The organism is Xylophilus sp. Leaf220 (assembly GCF_001421705.1).
In the GTDB taxonomy this organism is placed as follows: Bacteria; Pseudomonadota; Gammaproteobacteria; order Burkholderiales; family Burkholderiaceae_C; genus Xylophilus.
Genome location: NZ_LMKO01000001.1, coordinates 394740 through 415053 on the forward strand (window position 1 = coordinate 394740; position 20314 = coordinate 415053).

The 20314-nt window shown below is 67.4% G+C and carries 16 protein-coding genes and 1 other RNA gene; 13 read left to right on the plus strand and 4 right to left on the minus strand.

The window, feature by feature from the left end; all coding sequences use genetic code 11:
* Positions 1–105: 105 nt before the first annotated feature.
* From ssrA to ompA, 4 genes are all read right to left on the minus strand, one after another.
* Positions 106–492, minus strand: a transfer-messenger RNA (tmRNA) gene (ssrA, locus tag ASE76_RS19835).
* Between the two features lie 12 nt (positions 493–504).
* A complete protein-coding gene (locus ASE76_RS01805; protein WP_055833801.1) occupies positions 505–1188 on the minus strand; it encodes an HAD family hydrolase in 684 nt (227 codons plus the stop codon).
* Positions 1185–1901, minus strand: coding sequence for a bifunctional 2-polyprenyl-6-hydroxyphenol methylase/3-demethylubiquinol 3-O-methyltransferase UbiG (gene ubiG / locus ASE76_RS01810; RefSeq protein ID WP_055833804.1), 717 nt, complete (start codon positions 1899–1901; stop codon positions 1185–1187). Before ubiG ends, ASE76_RS01805 begins: the two co-directional genes overlap by 4 nt.
* 78 nt (positions 1902–1979) lie before the next feature.
* Positions 1980–2612: an outer membrane protein OmpA gene (ompA, locus tag ASE76_RS01815; protein WP_055833807.1), complete on the minus strand. Its 633-nt coding sequence runs from the start codon at positions 2610–2612 to the stop codon at positions 1980–1982.
* Positions 2613–2838: 226 nt separating this feature from the next.
* On the opposite strand from ompA, the gene gyrA reads away from it, so the two are divergent.
* From gyrA to ASE76_RS01880, 13 genes are all read left to right on the plus strand, one after another.
* Positions 2839–5544, plus strand: coding sequence for a DNA gyrase subunit A (gene gyrA, locus ASE76_RS01820; protein WP_055833811.1), 2706 nt, complete (start codon positions 2839–2841; stop codon positions 5542–5544).
* 124 nt (positions 5545–5668) lie between these two features.
* Complete coding sequence (gene serC / locus ASE76_RS01825) at positions 5669–6778, plus strand: 3-phosphoserine/phosphohydroxythreonine transaminase (protein ID WP_055833814.1); 1110 nt, start codon at positions 5669–5671, stop codon at positions 6776–6778.
* Between the two features lie 12 nt (positions 6779–6790).
* On the plus strand, positions 6791–7888 hold the full coding sequence (gene pheA / locus ASE76_RS01830; RefSeq protein WP_055833818.1) for a prephenate dehydratase: 1098 nt from the start codon (positions 6791–6793) through the stop codon (positions 7886–7888).
* On the plus strand, positions 7888–8772 hold the full coding sequence (locus ASE76_RS01835; RefSeq protein ID WP_055833821.1) for a prephenate dehydrogenase/arogenate dehydrogenase family protein: 885 nt from the start codon (positions 7888–7890) through the stop codon (positions 8770–8772). The genes pheA and ASE76_RS01835 overlap by 1 nt, the downstream gene beginning before the upstream one ends.
* Before the next feature lie 28 nt (positions 8773–8800).
* A complete protein-coding gene (locus ASE76_RS01840) occupies positions 8801–10816 on the plus strand; it encodes a bifunctional 3-phosphoshikimate 1-carboxyvinyltransferase/cytidylate kinase (protein ID WP_055833823.1) in 2016 nt (671 codons plus the stop codon).
* Positions 10817–10978: 162 nt separating this feature from the next.
* Entirely contained in the window at positions 10979–12667 is a 1689-nt protein-coding gene (gene rpsA / locus ASE76_RS01845) for a 30S ribosomal protein S1 (protein ID WP_055833826.1), read from the plus strand.
* A gap of 72 nt (positions 12668–12739) precedes the next feature.
* Entirely contained in the window at positions 12740–13072 is a 333-nt protein-coding gene (locus ASE76_RS01850) for an integration host factor subunit beta (protein ID WP_055833829.1), read from the plus strand.
* A gap of 49 nt (positions 13073–13121) precedes the next feature.
* On the plus strand, positions 13122–13430 hold the full coding sequence (locus ASE76_RS01855; protein WP_055833832.1) for a lipopolysaccharide assembly LapA domain-containing protein: 309 nt from the start codon (positions 13122–13124) through the stop codon (positions 13428–13430).
* Positions 13420–14586: a lipopolysaccharide assembly protein LapB gene (gene lapB / locus ASE76_RS01860; protein WP_055833835.1), complete on the plus strand. Its 1167-nt coding sequence runs from the start codon at positions 13420–13422 to the stop codon at positions 14584–14586. Before ASE76_RS01855 ends, lapB begins: the two co-directional genes overlap by 11 nt.
* A gap of 107 nt (positions 14587–14693) precedes the next feature.
* Positions 14694–15080: a helix-hairpin-helix domain-containing protein gene (locus ASE76_RS01865; RefSeq protein WP_055833838.1), complete on the plus strand. Its 387-nt coding sequence runs from the start codon at positions 14694–14696 to the stop codon at positions 15078–15080.
* 145 nt (positions 15081–15225) lie between these two features.
* Entirely contained in the window at positions 15226–18201 is a 2976-nt protein-coding gene (locus ASE76_RS01870) for a monovalent cation/H+ antiporter subunit A (RefSeq protein WP_055833841.1), read from the plus strand.
* Positions 18201–18548, plus strand: coding sequence for a Na+/H+ antiporter subunit C (locus ASE76_RS01875; RefSeq protein WP_055833845.1), 348 nt, complete (start codon positions 18201–18203; stop codon positions 18546–18548). Before ASE76_RS01870 ends, ASE76_RS01875 begins: the two co-directional genes overlap by 1 nt.
* A complete protein-coding gene (locus tag ASE76_RS01880) occupies positions 18545–20311 on the plus strand; it encodes a monovalent cation/H+ antiporter subunit D (RefSeq protein WP_055833848.1) in 1767 nt (588 codons plus the stop codon). The genes ASE76_RS01875 and ASE76_RS01880 overlap by 4 nt, the downstream gene beginning before the upstream one ends.
* The last annotated feature ends 3 nt before the right edge of the window (positions 20312–20314 follow it).

A 20314-nucleotide genomic window follows, 5' to 3' on the forward strand; every position in this document is an offset into this window, starting at 1 on the left:
TTCTCCCCTGACAAGAAGGTGAATCATCTCGGGACAATAAAAAAGAAAACCCGGCGCCTCTTGCGAGGAACCGGGTTTTCTTACCGACCGAAAGTCGGGATTGGATGGTGGAGCTGGGGGGATTTGAACCCCCGTCCGCAAGCCTTCTTCGTACAGATCTACATGTTTAGCGGTCTGATTTGAATCTCGCTACCGTCACCGCGCAGTCGCACGCTGAGACGGTCGCCAGTACCCTATTTTCTCGTTCCATGCCAAGGTACCCGACCTGGAACCAGCCAATGTAGATTACCTTGCAGCCTGGAAGCAGCGGATTGCTCCACTACCCCCTTGCCCAGCCCATCGGCCTGCTGTTGCAAGGCTCACCGGTGTTTAAGCGGCGAGTGCGAAACGTTCGTCGTTTGCAGTTAGTTTGTTTGAATCTGTTTTACGAGCGCATTCAGCTCGACATGCACCGCTACGATTCCGAACCCACGTCGAAACCAGTGCAGCCCCGAGGTGCCTATCTTAGTCGTTCTTGGCGGATTTCAAGAGCCCCAGCAAGTCGAAAGGCGATCGGATCACCGCATCTGCGCCCCATTCGTCCACGGCATCGTTGCGGCCGAGATAGCCCCAGGCAGCTGCGACCGTCGCCATGCCTGCGGCCCGGCCGGCCTGGACATCCCGCTCGTCGTCTCCGACATAGAGGCAGCGGGTGGGATCGACCCCCATCAATCGACAGGCTTCCAGCAGCGGCGCAGGATGCGGCTTGGAATGCGGTGTTGTGTCTCCGCACACGACGGCACCTGCTTGCTGCAGAAGCGGCATCGACTGCACCAGCGGGGTGGTGAAGCGCATCGCCTTGTTGGTGACGATGCCCCAGGGCAGGCGCTTCTCCCGGATGCCCGACAGCATGGCCTCGATGTTTTCGAATGCGCTGGTCGACCGGTTGGCACGGCTTTCGAACAGATCGAAGAACTGCTCCCGCATGGCCGGAAACGCCCCATCTTCCGGCGTCATGTCGAACGCGATGCCCAGCATTCCGCGCGCGCCAGCGCCGGCCATGGGCCGGTATTGCGCCAGAGGCAGCGGCGCCAGTCCCCGGGCTTCCCGCAACGCATTCGCCGCGGCCCCGAGGTCGGGAGCGCTGTCGACCAGCGTCCCATCGAGATCGAACAGTACGGCGGTGAGGTCGGCAAAGCGCGAGGTCATGCCGGCCCGGCCTTCTGCGTTGCCAGCATGTAGTTCACCCCGACATCGTCGTTGAGCCAATAGCGTCCGCTGACCGGGTTGTGGTGCAGGCCACGGCTGTGCCGGATGTCCAGGCCGGAGGCGCGGCAGTACGACGACAGTTCGCTCGGCTTGATCAGCCGACCGTATTCGTGCGTGCCCCGCGGCAGCAGGTTGAGAACGTATTCGGCGCCCAGGATGGCCAGAAGGAACGACCGCGCATTGCGGTTGATGGTCGAAAAGAAGACCCATCCCCCCGGCTTGACCATCGCTGCGCATGCCTTCACCACCGCCGCAGGATCGGGCACATGCTCGAGCATCTCCATGCAGGTAACCACGTCGAATGCCGCGGGTTGTTCCGCGGCGAGGGCTTCGGCGCTGATCTCGCGGTATTCGACGTTGGGCGTGCCCGCTTCGAGCGCATGCAATTGGGCGACGCGCAAAGACTTCTTAGCGAGATCGACTCCCAGCACATGCGCCCCTTTGCGCGCCATGGCGTCGGCCAGGATGCCGCCGCCGCAGCCCACGTCGACGACCTTGCGCCCGGACAGCGCTGCGATGCCCTCGATCCACCCCAACCGCAGTGGATTGATCTGATGCAAGGGGCGAAACTCGCTCTCCGTGTCCCACCAGCGGTGGGCCAATTCTGAGAACTTAGCCAGTTCGGCCGGATCGACGTTCAGGTTTTCTGTCATCGTTGGATTTTCTGCGATGCGCCATGAAAAAAGCCCACAGGCCTAGGCCTGTGGGCTTTTTGCCAAGATCCCGAAGGATTAGTTGGCGCGGGTGCCAACCACTTCGATTTCCACGCGGCGGTTCTTCGCGCGGCCTTCGGCGGTCTTGTTGTCGGCGACTGGCTGCTTCTCGCCCTTGCCTTCGGTGTAGACGCGGTTGCGTTCAATGCCCTTGGAGACCAAGTACGCCTTGACGGCTTCGGCGCGACGCACCGACAGCTTCTGGTTGTAGGCATCGGAGCCGACGGAGTCGGTGTGACCCACGGCGATGATGACTTCCAGGTTTACGCCCTTGACCTTGCTCACGAGGTCGTCGAGCTTTGCACGGCCAGCCGGCTTCAGAACGGACTTGTCGAAGTCGAAGAAAGCATCTGCTGCGTACGTCACCTTGTTGGCGACCGGGACCTGTGCTGCTGGAGGAGCAGGTGGGGTCACGGCTGCTGGAGGCACGACGGCTGCAGGAGGAGCGGCGACCGGAACCAGAGCGCCGTCGCAACCAGGGGCTGCGGTAGCCGGCGTCCAGTTAGCATCGCGCCAGCAATACTCGTTGGTACCGTTCTTCCACACCAGTTCACCGGTGCCGTTCTTCCAGTTGTCGATCGTTTGCGCGCCAGCGGCGGAAGCGAGTGCTGCAGAGGCAAACAACATCGCCACTTTGTTCAGTTTCTTCATGGTTCTCCTCTTGGGGAAAAAGCCGCAGCCGCGCTGCGAATCAATACGTCGTCAGTGACCATCACCAAAAACGTTGAATTCATTGTGCCATAGGGTCCCCGGGAATCGTTGCCAAAACGTCACGCATGCCGTAGGACAGCGACGCATCACCCGTTTGTGTTGCAGAGGCACTACAGCGGCTTGCCCGTAAAATGATTCTTCCTTCCGCCGTCAGAGCCCATTCTTCATGACCCAGTTCGCCAAAGAAACGCTGCCCATTAGTCTCGAAGAAGAAATGAGGCGCAGCTATTTGGATTACGCGATGAGCGTGATCGTGGGCCGGGCCCTTCCCGATGCGCGGGACGGTCTGAAGCCGGTCCACCGCCGCGTGCTCTTCGCGATGCACGAGCTCAACAACGACTGGAACCGCCCTTACAAGAAGTCGGCCCGCATCGTGGGCGACGTGATCGGCAAGTACCACCCGCACGGCGACAGCGCGGTCTACGACACGATCGTGCGGATGGCGCAGGACTTCTCGCTGCGCCACATGCTGGTCGACGGCCAGGGCAATTTCGGATCGGTGGACGGTGACAACGCCGCCGCGATGCGGTATACGGAAATTCGCCTCGCCAAGATCGCCCACGAGATGCTGGGCGACATCGACAAGGAAACCGTCGATTTCCAGCCCAACTACGACGGCAGCGAACAGGAACCGGCGGTGCTGCCGAGCAAGCTGCCGAACCTGCTGGTCAACGGATCGGCCGGCATCGCGGTGGGCATGGCGACCAACATCCCGCCGCACAACCTCAACGAGGTGGTGGATGCCTGCCTGCACCTGCTGCGCAACCCCGAGGCCTCCATCGACGACCTGATGGAGATCATCCCGGCGCCCGACTTCCCTACCGCCGGCATCATCTACGGCATCAACGGGGTGAAGGACGGCTATCGCACCGGTCGCGGCAAGGTGGTGATGCGGGCCAAGTGCCACTTCGAGGACATCGACCGCGGCCAGCGCCAGGCGATCATCGTCGACGAGCTCCCCTACCAGGTCAACAAGAAGACGCTCCAGGAGCGGATGGCCGAGCTGGTGCACGAGAAGAAGATCGACGGCATCAGCCACATCCAGGACGAGTCCGACAAGTCGGGCATGCGCCTGGTGATCGAGCTCAAGCGCGGTGAAGTACCCGAGGTGGTGCTCAACAACCTCTACAAGCAGACCCAGCTGCAGGACACCTTCGGCATCAACATGGTGGCGCTGGTCGACGGCCAGCCGCGCCTGTGCAACCTGAAGGACCTGATCTCGGTCTTCCTGCAGCACCGCCGCGAAGTGGTGACGCGCCGCACCGTGTTCGAACTGCGCAAGGCGCGCGACCGCGGCCACGTGCTCGAAGGCCTGGCGGTGGCGCTGGCCAACATCGACGACTTCATCCGCATCATCCGCGAGTCTCCCACGCCGCCGGTCGCCAAGGCCGAGCTGATGGCCCGTCCGTGGGACAGCAAGCTGGTGCGCGAGATGCTGACCCGCACCCGCGCCGACGGCGGCGTGATCAACGCCGACGACTACCGTCCCGAAGGTCTGGAAGCCGACTACGGCATGGGCGGCGACGGCCTCTACCGCCTCTCCGACACCCAGGCGCAGGAAATCCTGCAGATGCGCCTGCAGCGCCTGACCGGCCTGGAGCAGGACAAGATCGTCAACGAATACAAGGACGTGATGTCGGTGATCGAGGACCTGCTCGACATCCTAGCCAAGCCCGAGCGCGTCTCGACGATCATCGGCGAAGAGCTGACCACGATCCGCACCGAGTTCGGCCAGAGCAAGCTGGGTGCGCGCCGCAGCCTGGTCGAGCACAGCTCCTTCGACCTCTCCACCGAGGACCTGATCACCCCGACCGACATGGTCGTGACGCTCTCGCATACCGGCTACATCAAGAGCCAGCCGCTCTCCGAATACCGCGCCCAGAAGCGCGGCGGCCGCGGCAAGCAGGCGACGGCGACGAAGGAAGACGACTGGATCGACCAGCTCTTTATCGCCAACACGCACGACTACATCCTGTGCTTCTCCAACCGCGGCCGGCTTTATTGGCTCAAGGTATGGGAGGTGCCGGCCGGATCCCGCGGATCGCGTGGCCGGCCGATCGTCAACATGTTCCCGCTGCAGGACGGCGAGAAGATCAACGTCGTGCTGCCGCTGACTGGCGAGAAGCGCACCTTCCCCGCCGACCAGTACGTGTTCATGGGCACCCGCATGGGCACGGTCAAGAAGACCGCGCTGGACGAGTTCAGCAACCCGCGCAAGGCCGGCATCATCGCGATCAACCTCGACGAGGGCGACTACCTGGTGGGCGCCGCGCTCACCGACGGCACCCACGACGTGATGCTGTTCTCGGACGGCGGCAAGGCGGTGCGCTTCGACGAGAACGACGTCCGTGCCCTGGGCCGCAACACCCGTGGCGTGCGCGGCATGGACCTGCCCGAAGGCCAGGCGGTGATCGCGATGCTGGTGGCAGAGGACGAGCAGCAGAGCGTGCTGACCGCCACCGAGAACGGCTACGGCAAGCGCACCTCGATCACCGAGTACACCCGCCACGGGCGCGGCACCAAGGGGATGATCGCCATCCAGCAGAGCGAGCGCAACGGCAAGGTCGTCGCCGCCACCCTTGTGCATGCCGACGACGAGATCATGCTGATCACCGACCGCGGTGTGCTGGTCCGCACCCGGGTGGCCGAAATCCGCGAGCTGGGGCGTGCCACACAGGGCGTGACGCTGATCGGGCTGGACGAAGGCTCGCGCCTGTCGGGCCTGCAGCGCATCGTGGAGAACGATGCCAACGTGGCCGCCGCGCTCGGGGAGGAGGATGCCGAGCCGGATACCGGCGCGGCCGACGACGCTGCCAGCGATACCGGCGACAACGGCGAGATGGGCGATGCCCCGGCGCCCGATGCCGAGTAAGCCGACCGGCCAGCGCCGGACCGGAACCGCACCGGCCACCGCTTGCTATTATTTCAATAGCTAGAAGCCGGCGTACCGCGCCGGCTACAGCCACTTTTCATTCAGAACCTCACGTTCCGATCCGATGACCCGTCCCTACAACTTCTCCGCCGGCCCCGCCGCCATTCCCGAAGAGGTGCTGCGCCAGGCGGCCGACGAGATGCTCGACTGGCACGGCAGCGGCATGGGCGTGATGGAGATGAGCCACCGCGGCAAGGAATTCATCTCGATCTACGAGCAGGCCGAGGCCGACCTGCGCGAACTGCTCGCCGTGCCCGCACACTTCAAGATCCTGTTCATGCAGGGCGGCGGACTGGGCGAGAACGCGATCGTGCCGCTGAACCTGTCGCGGGCCGGCACCACCGATTTCGTCGTGACCGGCAGCTGGAGCCAGAAGTCGGTCAAGGAAGCGCGCAAGTACTGCAGCACCGTCAACGTCGTCGCCAGCAACGAGGCGGACGGCCATCACAGCATTCCGGCCCCGGCGACCTGGCAACTCAGCCGCGGCGCCAGCTACCTGCACCTCTGCAGCAACGAGACGATCCACGGCGTCGAATTCCAGGAGCTGCCCGACCTGAAGGCGCTCGGCAGCGACGCGCCGCTGGTGGTGGATTTCTCTTCGCACGTCGCGTCGCGGCCGGTCGACTGGTCGCGCGTGGGCCTGGCCTTCGGCGGCGCGCAGAAGAACCTGGGCCCTGCCGGCCTGACGCTGGTCGTGGTGCGGGAAGACCTGGTCGGCCACGCGCTGCCGGCCTGCCCCAGCGCGTTCGACTACAAGCTGGTGGCCGACAACGGCTCGATGTACAACACGCCGCCGACCTGGGGTATCTACGTCGCGGGCCTCACCTTCCAGTGGCTCAAGCGCCAGACCGAGGGCGGCCGCACCGGCATCGCCGCGATGGAGGCGCGCAACATCGCCAAGGCCAAGCTGCTGTACGACGCGATCGACGCGTCGCAGCTCTACCTGAACCCGATCGACCCGTCCTGCCGCTCGCGGATGAACGTGCCCTTCCTGCTGCGCGACGAGAGCCGCAACGAGGCCTTCCTGTCGGGCGCCAAGGCTCGCGGCCTGCTGCAGCTCAAGGGGCACAAGTCGGTCGGCGGCATGCGGGCCAGCATCTACAACGCGATGCCGCTCGCGGGGGTCGAAGCGCTGGTCGACTATCTCCACGATTTCGAGAAAACGCAGACCTGAGGCCCAGCACGCATGAACCCACCGTCGACCCCCGTCACCCTGTCCGATCTGCGGGTGCAGATCGATTCGCTCGACCAGCAGTTGCTGCAGTTGCTCAACCAGCGCGCCCGCGTCGCCGAGCAGGTGGGCGAGCTCAAGAAGCGCGAAGGCACCCCGTTCTTCCGTCCCGACCGTGTGGCCCAGGTGATCGAGAAGATCCAGACGGCCAACCCCGGCCCGCTCAGGAGCCAGCACGTGGCCGCGGTGTGGCGCGAGATCATGTCGGCCTGCCTGGCCCTGGAATCGCCCCAGCGCGTGGCGGTGCTCGGCCCGGCCGGCACCTTCTGCGAGCAGGCGGCGGTCGAGTTCTTCGGCGGCGCCGCCGACCTGGTGTACTGCGCCAACTTCGACGAGGTGTTCCACGCCACCGCCGCGGGCAGCGCGCAGTTCGGCGTGGTGGGCGTCGAGAATTCGGTGGAGGGCGTCGTCACCCGCTCGCTCGACCTGTTCCTGCACACCCCCACCCATGTGGTCGGCGAGGTGAGCCTGCTGGTGCGCCACAACCTGCTGCGCCAGCACAACTCGGTCGAGAACATCGAGGCGGTGCTGGCCCATCCGCAGGCGCTGGCCCAGTGCCAGGCCTGGCTCTCCAAGCACCTGCCGCACGCCGAGCGCCGGCCGGTGTCGAGCAATGCCGAGGGCGCCCGCCTGGCCGCCACCAACCCCGCCTGGGCAGGCCTGGCCAGCGAGCGCGCCGCCACCCAGTTCGGCCTGCACATCGTGGCGCACGCGATCCAGGACGATGCCTACAACCGGACCCGCTTCGCGGTGATCTGCCTGCCGCAGACCCTCGGCACGCCACCGGTGTCGGGCAAGGACTGCACCAGCCTGATCGTCTCGGTGCCCAACGAGCCCGGCGCGGTGCACGACCTGCTGGTGCCGCTCAAGACCCACGGCGTCTCGATGACGCGCTTCGAATCCCGTCCGGCCCGCACCGGCCAGTGGGACTACTACTTCTACATCGACATCGACGGCCACCCGGCCCAGCCGCACGTGGCCCGGGCACTCGACGAGCTGCGCGGCCTGTGCGCCTTCTACAAGGTGCTGGGTACCTACCCGGTCGCAGCCTGATGTTCGAGCAACTGGGCCTGATCGGCTGCGGGCTCATGGGCGGCTCGTTCGCGCTGGCGCTCAAGCGCGCAGGCCTGGTCAAACGCGTCGTCGGTTACAGCAAGTCGCCCTCCACCACCGACCGGGCCCGCCAGATGGGCGTGATCGACGTCGAGGCGCCGTCGGCCCTGCTGGCCGTCGCCGGCGCCGACATCGTGCTGCTGGCGGTGCCGGTAGCCGCCACCGAGCCGACGCTGAAGGCGATCCGGCACCTGATCACGCCGCAGATGCTGGTGATGGACGTCGGCTCCACCAAGGCCGACGTGGTCGAGGCCGCCCGCCATGCGCTGCGCGACCGGGTCGGCTCCTTCGTGCCGGCGCATCCGATCGCGGGCGCCGAGACGGCGGGGGTCGGCCAGGCCAACGCCGACCTGTACCGCGACCGCCAGGTGATCCTGACCCCGATCGAGCGAACCCTGACCGCCCAGTTGCAACGCGCCGAGACGGTCTGGACGGCGATCGGCTGCCGGGTGCGCAAGATGGCGCCGCAGGACCACGACGCCGCCTTCGCCGCCGTCAGCCACCTGCCCCACCTGCTGGCCTTCGCCGCGATGAACGCGGTGACCGGCCAGGCGCAGGGCGAAACCTTCCTCGGCCTGGGCGGTCCCGGTTTTCGCGATTTCACCCGCATCGCCGGTGCCGATCCGGTGATGTGGCGCGACATCCTGCTGGCCAACCGCGAAGAGATGATGCGGCAGTCGCAGGCCTTCCAGGCCGCCCTGGCCGAACTCGAAGCGGCGATGCAGCGCGGCGACGCCGCGGCGCTCGAGGCCCTGATCGCCCGCGCCAGCCAGGCCCGCAGCGGCTGGCAGATGCCGACCGCCTCCTCGTCCGACGCGCCCTGATCGTTCTACCGCCGCTGTGCCCGCCCGCATGTACGCCACCGAATTCCTCGACATCCCCGCACTGGCCCATGCCGGCGGCACCGTCGCGCTGCCCGGCTCCAAGAGCATCTCCAACCGCGTGCTGCTGCTGGCCGCGCTGAGCGAGGGCACGACCACCGTCTTCGACCTCCTCGACTCCGACGACACCCGGGTGATGCTGGCCGCACTGGTCCAGCTCGGCTGCGGCGTGGCGGAGGCGGACGGCACCGTCGCCATCACCGGCCTGGGCGGCCGGCCGCCGGCCGCCGCCGCACGGCTGTTCCTGGGCAACGCCGGCACCGCGATGCGGCCGCTGACGGCGGCGCTGGCGATCCTGGGCGGCGACTTCACCCTGGAAGGCGTGCCGCGGATGCACGAGCGGCCGATCGGCGACCTGGTCGCGGCGCTGCGCGCGCTGGGCTGCCGGATCGACTACCTGGGCCACGACGGCTTCCCGCCCCTGTCCATCGGCCGGCCCGCGCTGGCGCTGGACGCCCCGATCCCGGTGCGCGGCGACGTGTCGAGCCAGTTCCTCACCGCCCTGCTGCTGGCGTTGCCGCTGGTGGCGGCAGAGCGCGACGTGGTGATCGAGGTGCAGGGCGAGCTGATCTCGCGGCCGTACATCGACATCACGCTCAACCTGCTGGCCCGCTTCGGCATCGCGGTGCAGCGCGACGGCTGGCAGCGGTTCACCATTCCGGCCGGCAGCCGCTACCGGTCGCCGGGCAGCATCCATGTCGAGGCCGATGCGTCGTCTGCTAGCTATTTCATAGCACTCGGCGCGCTCGCGGCGCCGGCTCCGGGCACGAAAGGCATACGGATCCAGGGCCTGGGCGCCGACTCGATCCAGGGCGACATCCGCTTCGTCGAGGCGGCGCGGCAGATGGGGGCGCAGATCGAGAGCGGTCCCAACCACCTCGACATCGCCCGCGGCGCCTGGCCGCTGCGCGCAATCGACCTCGACTGCAACCACATTCCCGATGCGGCGATGACACTCGCCGTGATGGCGCTCTATGCCGACGGCCCCACCACCCTGCGCAACATCGGCAGCTGGCGCGTGAAGGAGACCGACCGCATCGCCGCGATGGCGGCCGAGGCGCGCAAGCTGGGCGCCTCGGTGGAGGAAGGCGCCGACTGGCTGCGCATCCACCCGCTGCCGCAGGGCCAGTGGCGGCCGGCCAGCATCCATACCTACGACGACCACCGGATCGCCATGTGCTTTTCGCTGGCGGCCTTCAATCCGGACGGGCTGCCGGTGCGCATCCTCGACCCGAAGTGCGTCGCCAAGACCTTCCCCGACTATTTCGAAGCGTTGTTCTCCGTGGCCTCCACGCCGACCGACCGGATTCCGGTGCTGTGCATCGACGGCCCGACGGCGTCGGGCAAGGGCACCGTCGCCGCGGCGGTCGCGGCCCGGCTGGGCTACCACTTCCTCGATTCCGGCGCGATGTACCGCATCGCCGCGCTGGCCGCCCTGCGCGCCGGTCTGGCGATCGACACCGCCCACGAATCCGAGATCGCGGCCATGGCGCGCGGCCTGCCGGTGCGCTTCCAGGCCGGCCGAGTCTGGCTCGGCGCGGACGACGTGACCGACGCGATCCGCACCGAAGAGGCCGGCATGAACGCCTCGCGCGTCTCGGCGCTGCCCTCGGTGCGCGAGGCGCTGGTGGCCCTTCAGCACGGCTTTCGCAGGCTTCCAGGGCTGGTCGCGGACGGCCGCGACATGGGCACCGTGATCTTCCCGCAGGCCACCTTGAAGGTCTATCTGACGGCGAGCGCGGCCCACCGAGCGGAGCGGCGCCATAAGCAGTTGATTTCTAAGGGAATTCCAGCTAACATCGACAGTCTTCGCGCCGACCTGGAAGCGCGCGACCTGCGGGACTCGTCCCGCGCGGTCGCACCGCTCAAGCCCGCAAGCGACGCCCTGGTACTCGATAACTCTGGTCTGACCGTCGAATCGTCGGTCGAACAGGTGGTTGCCTGGTGGCAGGAACGCATGCCGTTCGGCCCTGTGCCGCACGCCTGACGCTCGAAGAAACCGGCCCCTGGCGTTCCCGCCGCGCTCCTTGCGCACCGACGCCCGGGTTCATGCAACCACCGCGGATCCTTCCGTACAACCACTGCCGCACCAGTCTTAGAAACGCCTGCACTTCCGTGGGCGTAAACCTGCGTGCGGAACAGGAAACACATGTCTGAATCTTTTGCCGCCCTTTTTGAAGAATCGATCCAGCGCTCGGAAATGCGTCCGGGCGAGGTCATCACCGCCGAAGTCGTGCGTATCGAGCACAGCTTCGTCGTGGTCAACGCCGGCCTGAAGTCCGAAGCCTACGTGCCGCTCGACGAGTTCAAGAACGACAAGGGCGAAGTCGAAGTCCAGGTCGGCGACTTCGTGTCGGTGGCCATCGACGCCATCGAAAACGGCTACGGCGACACCATCCTCTCGCGCGACAAGGCCAAGCGCCTCGCCTCGTGGATGAGCCTCGAGAAGGCCCTGGAATCCGGCGAATTCGTCACCGGCACCACCAGCGGCAAGGTCAAGGGCGGCCTGACGGTCCTGGTCAACGGCATCCGCGCGTTCCTGCCGGGCTCGCTGATCGACACCCGTCCGGTCAAGGACCTGACCCCGTACGAGAACAAGACCCTGGAATTCAAGGTCATCAAGCTCGACCGCAAGCGCAACAACGTGGTGCTGTCGCGCCGCGCCGTGGTGGAAGCGTCGATGGGCGAAGAGCGCCAGAAGCTGATGGAAACCCTGAAGGAAGGCGCCATCGTCAACGGCGTGGTCAAGAACATCACCGAATACGGTGCGTTCGTGGACCTCGGCGGCATCGACGGCCTGCTGCACATCACCGACATGGCATGGCGCCGCGTTCGCCACCCGTCGGAAGTGGTCACCGCCGGCCAGGAAATCACCGCCAAGATCCTGAAGTTCGACACCGAGAAGAACCGTGTCTCGCTGGGTCTGAAGCAGATGGGCGACGACCCGTGGATGGGCGTCTCGCGCCGCTACCCACAGTCGACCCGCCTGTTCGGCAAGGTCACCAACATCGCCGACTACGGCGCGTTCGTGGAACTCGAGCCGGGCATCGAAGGCCTGGTCCACGTGTCCGAAATGGACTGGACCAACAAGAACGTGGCACCGTCCAAGCTCGTGTCGCTGGGCGACGAAGTCGAAGTCATGGTCCTCGAGATCGACGAAGACAAGCGCCGCATCAGCCTGGGCATGAAGCAGTGCAAGGCCAACCCATGGCAGGAATTCGCCCAGGACACCAAGCGCGGCGACCGCGTCAAGGGTCCGATCAAGTCGATCACCGACTTCGGCGTGTTCGTGGGCCTGGCTGCCGGCATCGACGGCCTGGTGCACCTGTCCGACCTGTCCTGGAACGAGCCGGGCGAAGCCGCCGTGCGCAACTACAAGAAGGGTCAGGAAGTCGAAGCGATCGTGCTGGCCGTCGACGTGGACCGCGAACGCATCTCGCTGGGCATCAAGCAGCTCGACTCCGACGAGTTCACCACCTTCACCACGGTCAACGACAAGGGTCAGATCGTGACCGGCAAGGTCAAGACCGTCGACGCCCGCGGCGCCGAGATCGAACTGGCCGACGGCATCCTGGGCTACCTGCGCGCTTCGGAAATCTCCCGCGACCGCGTGGAAGACGCCCGCAATGTGCTCAAGGAAGGCGACGAAGTCACCGCCGTGGTCGTCAACGTGGATCGCAAGACCCGCAACATCCAGCTGTCGATCAAGGCCAAGGACATGGCCGACGAACAAGGCGCGATGGCCAACCTGAGCCAGCAGTCGTCGCGCGAGAGCGCCGGCACCACCAGCCTGGGCGCCCTGCTGCGCGCCAAGCTCGACAACAGCAACAACAGCTGAGCCTAGAAGGCCGGGCTTCTGCGCGACGTGTTCGCGCGGCCGCCCGGCTTTTTTCTGCACGACATATTTCTCATGACCCGATCCGATCTCGTCGAGGAACTGGCCGCCCGCTTCGGCCAACTGGCGCACCGCGATGCCGAGACCGCCGTCAAGGCGATCCTGGACGCGGTGAGCGAGGCGCTGGTGCGCGGCCACCGCATCGAGATCCGGGGCTTCGGGAGCTTTTCGGTGAGCCACCGTTCGCCGCGCATGGGGCGCAATCCCCGCAGCGGCGAGAGCGTGGCGATTCCCGAGAAGCGGGTGCCGCACTTCAAGCCGGGCAAGGCCCTGCGCGAAGCGGTCGATGCCCGCACCGCGGAGATCGAAGCCACCACCGGGTTTCCTGCGCAACGGCGGCAGGCCTGAGCGGCGCATGGCGCGCCACTAGAATCGGTCCGTCACGCCGAGGAGACGGATGAAATACCTCACGTGGCTGCTCAAGGCAGCCATTTTTTTTACGCTGTTCGCTTTCGCGCTGAACAACCAGCAGGATGCGACGGTGCACTTCTTCTTCGGTACCCACTGGAGCGCCCCCCTGGTGCTGGTGGTGCTGAGCGCGTTCGCGCTCGGCATCGTGGTCGGCGTGCTCGGCATGGTGCCGCGCTGGTGGATGCACCGCAGTGCCGCACGCCGGGTGCACCGTCCGGCCGCCGATGCACCACCGACCGCCGCCGCTGCCGACCCAGCGCTGCCGGCCATCACGCAGATACCGCATGGACTTTGATATCGGGCTGGGGTGGATCCTCCTGGGCCTGCCGGTGGCGTTCGTCCTCGGATGGCTGGCGTCGCGCTTCGACCTGCGCCAATTGCGCATGGAGAACCGGCAGGCACCCAAGGCGTACTTCAAGGGCCTGAACTACCTGCTCAACGAACAGCAGGACCAGGCGATCGACGCCTTCATCGAGGCGGTGCAGAACGACCCCGACACTTCCGAGCTGCATTTCGCGCTAGGCAACCTGTTCCGGCGCCGCGGCGAGTACGAGCGCGCGGTGCGGGTCCACCAGCACCTTCTCTCCCGCGGCGACCTGGGCCGGATCGACCGCGAGCGTGCCCAGCATGCCCTGGCGCTCGATTTCCTGAAGGCCGGCCTGCTCGACCGGGCCGAGGAAGCCCTGCGGCGGCTGGAAGGCACGCCCTTCGAGGAGCAGGCGCGGCTGGCGCTGCTGGCGATCTACGAACGCTCGCGCGACTGGGAACAGGCCGCCGCCATCACCGCGCGTCTCACGACTTCCGGGCAGGGCAACTTCACCACCCGGCGCGCGCACTACCTGTGCGAGCAGGCCGCCACGCAGGCGGCCGCAGGCCAGACCGATGCCGCCCTGGCCCTGCTGAAGCAGGCCCAGGACACCGCACCCGAAGCGCCCCGCCCGCGCATCGAGCTGGCCCAGCTGCAGCGGCAGGCCGGCCAGGCATCGGCGTCGTTCGACACCCTGCGCACCCTGCTCGACGTGTCGCCGACCGCGCTGCCGCTGGTGGCGGCCCCGTTCGCCGAAACCGCCCAGGCCTGCGGCCGCGCGGACGAGGCGCTGGCGCTGCTCACCGCCTACTACGAGCAGAACCCGTCGCTCGACGTACTGGACGCGGTGGTGGGCCTGCAGCAGGCCGTGCCGGACACGGCCGGCCGCACTGGCCGCGACTGGTACGTGCGCCACCTGGAACGCGAACCGTCGCTGGTCGCCGCCGCCAAATGGCTGGCCGGCGAACAGCTGCAGGAGGAGCAGTTCCACCCGATCGTGCAGCGTGCGCTCGACCATGCCACCAAGCCGCTGATGCGCTTCCGGTGCGCGGCCTGCGGCTTCGAGGCCAAGCAGCATTTCTGGCACTGCCCGGGTTGCCAGACCTGGGACAGCTACCCTCCGCGCCGGGTCGAAGAACTGTGAAGCTCACCCCTGCCCGTCAACGTCCTGCGCGCGACGGGCGTTGATCGCGGGCAGGCGGCGGCACGGTGTCGCATCTGCCGTGTTTCCATGTTCCTCAGGAGCGCTCCATGCTGAAGAAAATAGTGGCGGTCGCCGCGATGCTCTGTGCCACCGCGTCGTTCGCCGCGGTCGATGTGAACCAGGCGAGTGCCGCGGATCTCGACGGGATCAAGGGCATCGGGCCGGCCAAGTCGACCCGCATCCTCGACGAGCGCAAGAAGTCGCCCTACAAGGACTGGCCCGACTTCATCGCACGGGTCCGGGGCGTGGGCACCACGACCGCCAGCAAGTATTCCGCCGAAGGCCTGACGGTGAACGGCGTGGCCTATCCGGTGGCCAAGCCGGTCGCGGCGGCGCCCGCACCCGAGAAGCCGGTCAAGCCCGCCAGGCCGCAGAAGCCCGAGACGAAGACGGTTGCCGCCGGCAAGACGCCGGCCGCCACCGCCAAGCCCTGAGTCGTTACCGACGCGCTCGCCGCCGGTCGCTGCACGGGCCTGCACGGCACGCCGAAAGGCCTGCGATTCGCATTTCCGGAGTAACCCCGCAGCAGCGTCATGCCAGGGCTTTCAGCGAAAACCCGCCGACTAGAATGGTCGGCGAATGTCCCAACTCCTTGCGCTTGTCCTTCTTCCCTTTGCCGGCAGCCTGCTCGCCGGCCTGCTTCCGGCCAATGCGCGCAACCGTGAATCCACCCTCGCCGGCCTGATCGGCCTGTACTGCACGGTCCAGACCGCGCTGTACTTTCCCCGCATCGCCGATGGCGGCGTGATCCGGCAGAACTTCTCGTGGATCCCGTCGATCGGGCTCGAGTTCTCGCTGCGGATGGACGGTTTCGCCTGGATGTTCTGCATGCTGGTATTGGGCATCGGGACGCTGGTGGTGCTCTACGCCCGCTACTACATGTCGCCGGCCGATCCGGTACCGCGCTTCTTCGCCTTCTTCCTGGCGTTCATGGGGGCGATGGTCGGCGTGGTGCTCTCGGGCAACCTGCTGCAGCTGGCGTTCTTCTGGGAACTGACCAGCCTCTTCTCGTTCCTGCTGATCGGCTACTGGCACCACCGCAAGGATGCCCGCCGCGGTGCACGCATGGCGCTCACCGTCACCGGCAGCGGCGGGCTGTGCCTGATGGCGGGCCTGCTGCTGCTGGGGCACATCGTGGGCAGCTATGACCTCGACGTGGTGCTGGCCGAAGGCGACCTGGTGCGCGCCCATCCGCTCTACCTGCCGACGCTGCTGCTGATCCTGCTCGGCACCCTCACCAAGAGCGCGCAATTCCCTTTCCAGTTCTGGCTGCCGCATGCGATGGCGGCGCCGACGCCGGTCTCTGCCTACCTGCACTCGGCCACGATGGTGAAGGCCGGCGTGTTCCTGATGGCGCGGCTCTGGCCGGTGCTGGCCGGCACCGACGAATGGTTCTGGCTGGTCGGCGGCGCCGGGCTCTGCACCTTGCTGCTGGGCGCCTACGCGGCGATGTTCCAGAACGACCTGAAGGGCCTGCTGGCGTATTCGACCATTTCGCACCTGGGCCTGATCACGCTGCTGCTGGGCCTCAACAGTCCGATGGCGGCGGTCGCGGCGGTCTTCCACATCATGAACCATGCGACCTTCAAGGCATCGCTGTTCATGGCCGCCGGCATCATCGACCACGAGAGCGGCACGCGTGACATCCGGCGGCTGTCGGGCCTGTTCCGGCTGATGCCGATCACCGGCACGCTGGCGATGGTGGCCAGCGCGGCCATGGCGGGCGTGCCGTTGCTCAACGGCTTCCTGTCGAAGGAAATGTTCTTCGCCGAGACCACCTTCGTCAGTGCCTCGCGCTGGATCGAGATCGGGCTGCCGGTGGCCGCCACCGTCGCCGGCATCTTCAGCGTCGCCTATTCCCTGCGCTTCACCGTCGACGTGTTCTTCGGGCCCCGCGCCACCGACCTGCCGCACACCCCGCACGAGCCGCCGCACTGGATGCGGGTGCCGGTCGAGCTGCTGGTACTGGCCTGCCTGGTGGTGGGCGTGGTGCCCGAACTCTCGATCGGCCGGGTGCTGGGCACCAGCGCGCTGCCGGTGGTGGGCGACACCCTGCCCGAGTACAGCCTGGCCGTCTGGCACGGCTTCAACCTGCCCTTCGCGATGAGCCTGGTGGCGCTCGGCGGCGGCATCGTCGTGTACCTGGCGGTACGTGCCCAGTTGCGCAGCGGCCGGATCGTCCGAGCTCCGCTGGTGGGCCTGCTGGACGGCCAGCGCATCTTCCACCGCGTGCTGACCACGCTGGCGGTGCTGGCCCGCACCGCGCGCCGGCTGTTGGGCACCCGCCGGCTGCAGGCGCAGCTGCTGTGGCTGGTCGGCCTGGCCGTGGTGGCGGGGGCCGCCGGGTTGTGGAACCGGGGAGCGGCGCCGGGCGACCGCGCGTTGCTGCCGGCCTCGCCCGCGTTCGTGCTGCTGTGGCTGCTGGGCGCCGCCTGCGCCGTCGGGGCCGCCTGGCAGGCCAAGTACCACCGGCTGGCCGCCCTGACGCTGCTGGGTGGCGCAGGGCTGGTCTGCTGCATCACCTTCGTCTGGTTCTCCGCGCCCGACCTGGCCCTGACACAGCTCTCGGTCGAGGTGGTGACCACCGTGCTGATCCTGCTCGGCCTGCGCTGGCTGCCGCGGCGCATCGAGAAGCGCTTCGACGACGAGCGCTGGTCGCCGTCGAAGCGGCTGCGGCGGCTGCGCGACCTGCTGATCGCCCTGGCGGCCGGCGGCGGCATGGCCACCATCGCCTACGCCATGATGACCCGCGATTTTCCGCAGAGCATTTCCGAATTCTTCCTGGAGCGGGCCCTGCCCGAAGGCGGCGGCACCAACGTGGTCAACGTGATGCTGGTCGATTTCCGCGGCTTCGACACCTTCGGCGAGATCGTGGTGCTGGGTGTGGTGGGGCTCACCATCTACGCCTTGCTGCGGCGCTTCCGCCCGGCGGGCGAGACGATGCAGCTGCCGCCGCAGCAGCGCGCCCAGTCGGAGAGCGCCACCACCGACCTGATCAATCCGCGCAACGTGGCCGACTCGGCCGTCGGCTACCTGATGGTGCCGGCGGTGCTGGTCCGGCTGCTGTTCCCGCTGGCCGGCGTCGCCTCGGTCTACCTGTTCCTGCGCGGGCACAACGAGCCGGGCGGCGGCTTCGTCGCCGGGCTGGTGATGTCGGTGGCGCTGCTGCTGCAGTACATCGTCTCGGGAACCCAGTGGGTCGAGGCGCACCTGCGGCTGCACCCGCGGCACTGGATCGCTTTCGGCCTGCTGACCGCGATCGCCACCGGTGTCGGTCCCTGGTTCCTCGGCTACCCCTTCATGACAACCCATACCGCCCACCTCGACCTGCCGATCCTGGGCGAGATGCATGTCGCGAGCGCCCTCTTCTTCGACATCGGCGTGTTCACGCTGGTGGTGGGCGCCACCATCCTGATCCTCACCTCGCTGGCGCACCAGTCGGTGCGGGCGCACCGCTACCAGGCGCGGGAGGACGGCGACGAGGAAGCGCAGGTCGGCGTGCCGGTGGCCGCGCTGCGTGCCGCCGCCACGGCCACGGTGAAGGGAGACGCCTGATGGAGATCGTCCTGGCGGCCGCCATCGGCATCCTCACCGCATCGGGCGTGTGGCTGGTGCTGCGCCCGCGCACCTTCCAGGTGATCATCGGCCTGTCGCTGATCTCGTACGCGGTCAACCTGTTCATCTTCGCGATGGGCCGGCTCTCGGTCGACCGCGAGCCGGTGCTGCTGCCGCACCTGCCGGCCACCCTGCAGTACTACGACGATCCGCTGCCGCAGGCCCTGGTGCTGACGGCGATCGTCATCGGCTTCGCCATGACCGCGCTGTTCCTCGTCGTGATGATGGCCCTGCGCGGCCTCACCGGCTCCGACCACGTCGACGGCGGCGAGGAGCAGAAGAAATGAGCCGCTGGATCGAGGCCTTGATGCCCCATGTCCTGCTCGCGCCGATCCTGCTGCCGATGCTTACCGGCGCACTGATGCTGCTGGCAGGCGAGGAGCGCCGGCGGCTGAAGCTCGGCGTCAACCTGGCGTCGACCTTCCTGTGGCTGGTGGTGGCCGTGGGCCTGCTGCGCTGGGTGGACCACCACGGCTCGGTCGGCACGGTGGGGGTCTACCTGCCCGGCAACTGGCCGGCGCCCTTCGGCATCGTGCTGGCGATCGACCGGCTGTCCGCACTGATGCTGGTGCTGGCCGGCATGGTGGCGCTGGCCTCGATCCTGTTCGCGTCGTCGCGCTGGCACCGCGCCGGCGTGCACTTCCATCCGCTGTTCCAGTTCCAGCTGATGGGCCTGGCCGGCGCATTCCTGACGGCCGATCTGTTCAACCTGTTCGTGTTCTTCGAGATCATGCTGGCCGCCTCCTACGGCCTGCTGCTGCACGGCTCGGGCCGCAGCCGGGTGCAGGCCAGCCTGCACTACATCGCGATCAACCTGGCCGCGTCGTCGCTCTTCCTGATCGGCACCGCGATACTCTACGGCGTGACCGGCACGCTGAACATGGCCGACCTGGCGCAGCGCATTCCGCAGGTGGCCGCGGCCGACCGGGGCCTGCTGCATGCGGCCGCGGCGATCCTGTCGGTGGCCTTCCTCACCAAGGCCGCCGTCTGGCCGCTCAACTTCTGGCTGGTGCCGGCCTACAGCGCCGCCACCGCGCCGGTCGCGGGCATCTTCGCCATCATGAGCAAGGTGGGCATCTATACGCTGCTGCGGCTCTGGTCGCTGCTCTTCTCCGCCGATGCGGGCGAGTCGGCCTTCTTCGGCGGCAACTGGCTGATCGCGGCGGGCATGCTCACCCTGGCCTTCGGCGCGATCGGCATGCTGGCCTCGCAGAAACTGGGCGTGCTGGCAGGATACGGCGTGCTGGTGTCGTCGGGCACCCTGCTGGCGGCGATGGGCTTTGGTCAAGGGGCCTTGACCGCCGGTGCGCTGTATTACATGGTCTCTTCGACGCTCGCGCTCAGCGCGCTCTTCCTGCTGGTCGACCTGATGGAGCGCTGGCGCAACGACGGCGCCACCTACGCGCCGCACGAACGGGCCGACAACGCGCCCTTCCTCACGCCCGACCTGAAGCCCTTGGTGGGCATCAACCTCGACGAGGAGCAGGCCGAACTGATCGGCCGCGCGATTCCCGCGGCCATCGCCTTCCTGGGCCTGTCGTTCATGGCCTGCACGCTGCTGCTGGCGGGCCTGCCGCCGCTGTCGGGCTTCCTCGGCAAGGTCGCGATGCTGTCGGCCTTGCTCAACCCGCTCGGGCTCGACCAGGGCATCACCGATGCAGCAGGTGTCCCAGGCATCGCCAACCGGCCCGGCACGACCCAGTGGATGCTGCTGGCGCTGGTGGTGGCCTCGGGCCTGCTGACCTTGATCGCGATGAGCCGCACCGGCATCCGCCACTTCTGGGCCGCCCACGGCCGCGGCATCCCCCACCTGCGTATTGCCGAAGGCCTTCCGGTCGCAGCACTGCTGGGCGCCTGCATCCTGCTGACCGTCTTCGGCGAACGGGCAATGCGCTACACCGCCGACACCGCCGCCGGGCTGAAAGCGCCCGCCAACTACATCTCGGCCGTGATGCAGGCCAAGACGGTACCGAACCCGAAGAAGTACGACTCCGAACCCGCCGCCGGCACCGCGCCCCGCTCGGGCACCAGCCCCGGAGCCACGCCGTGAAAC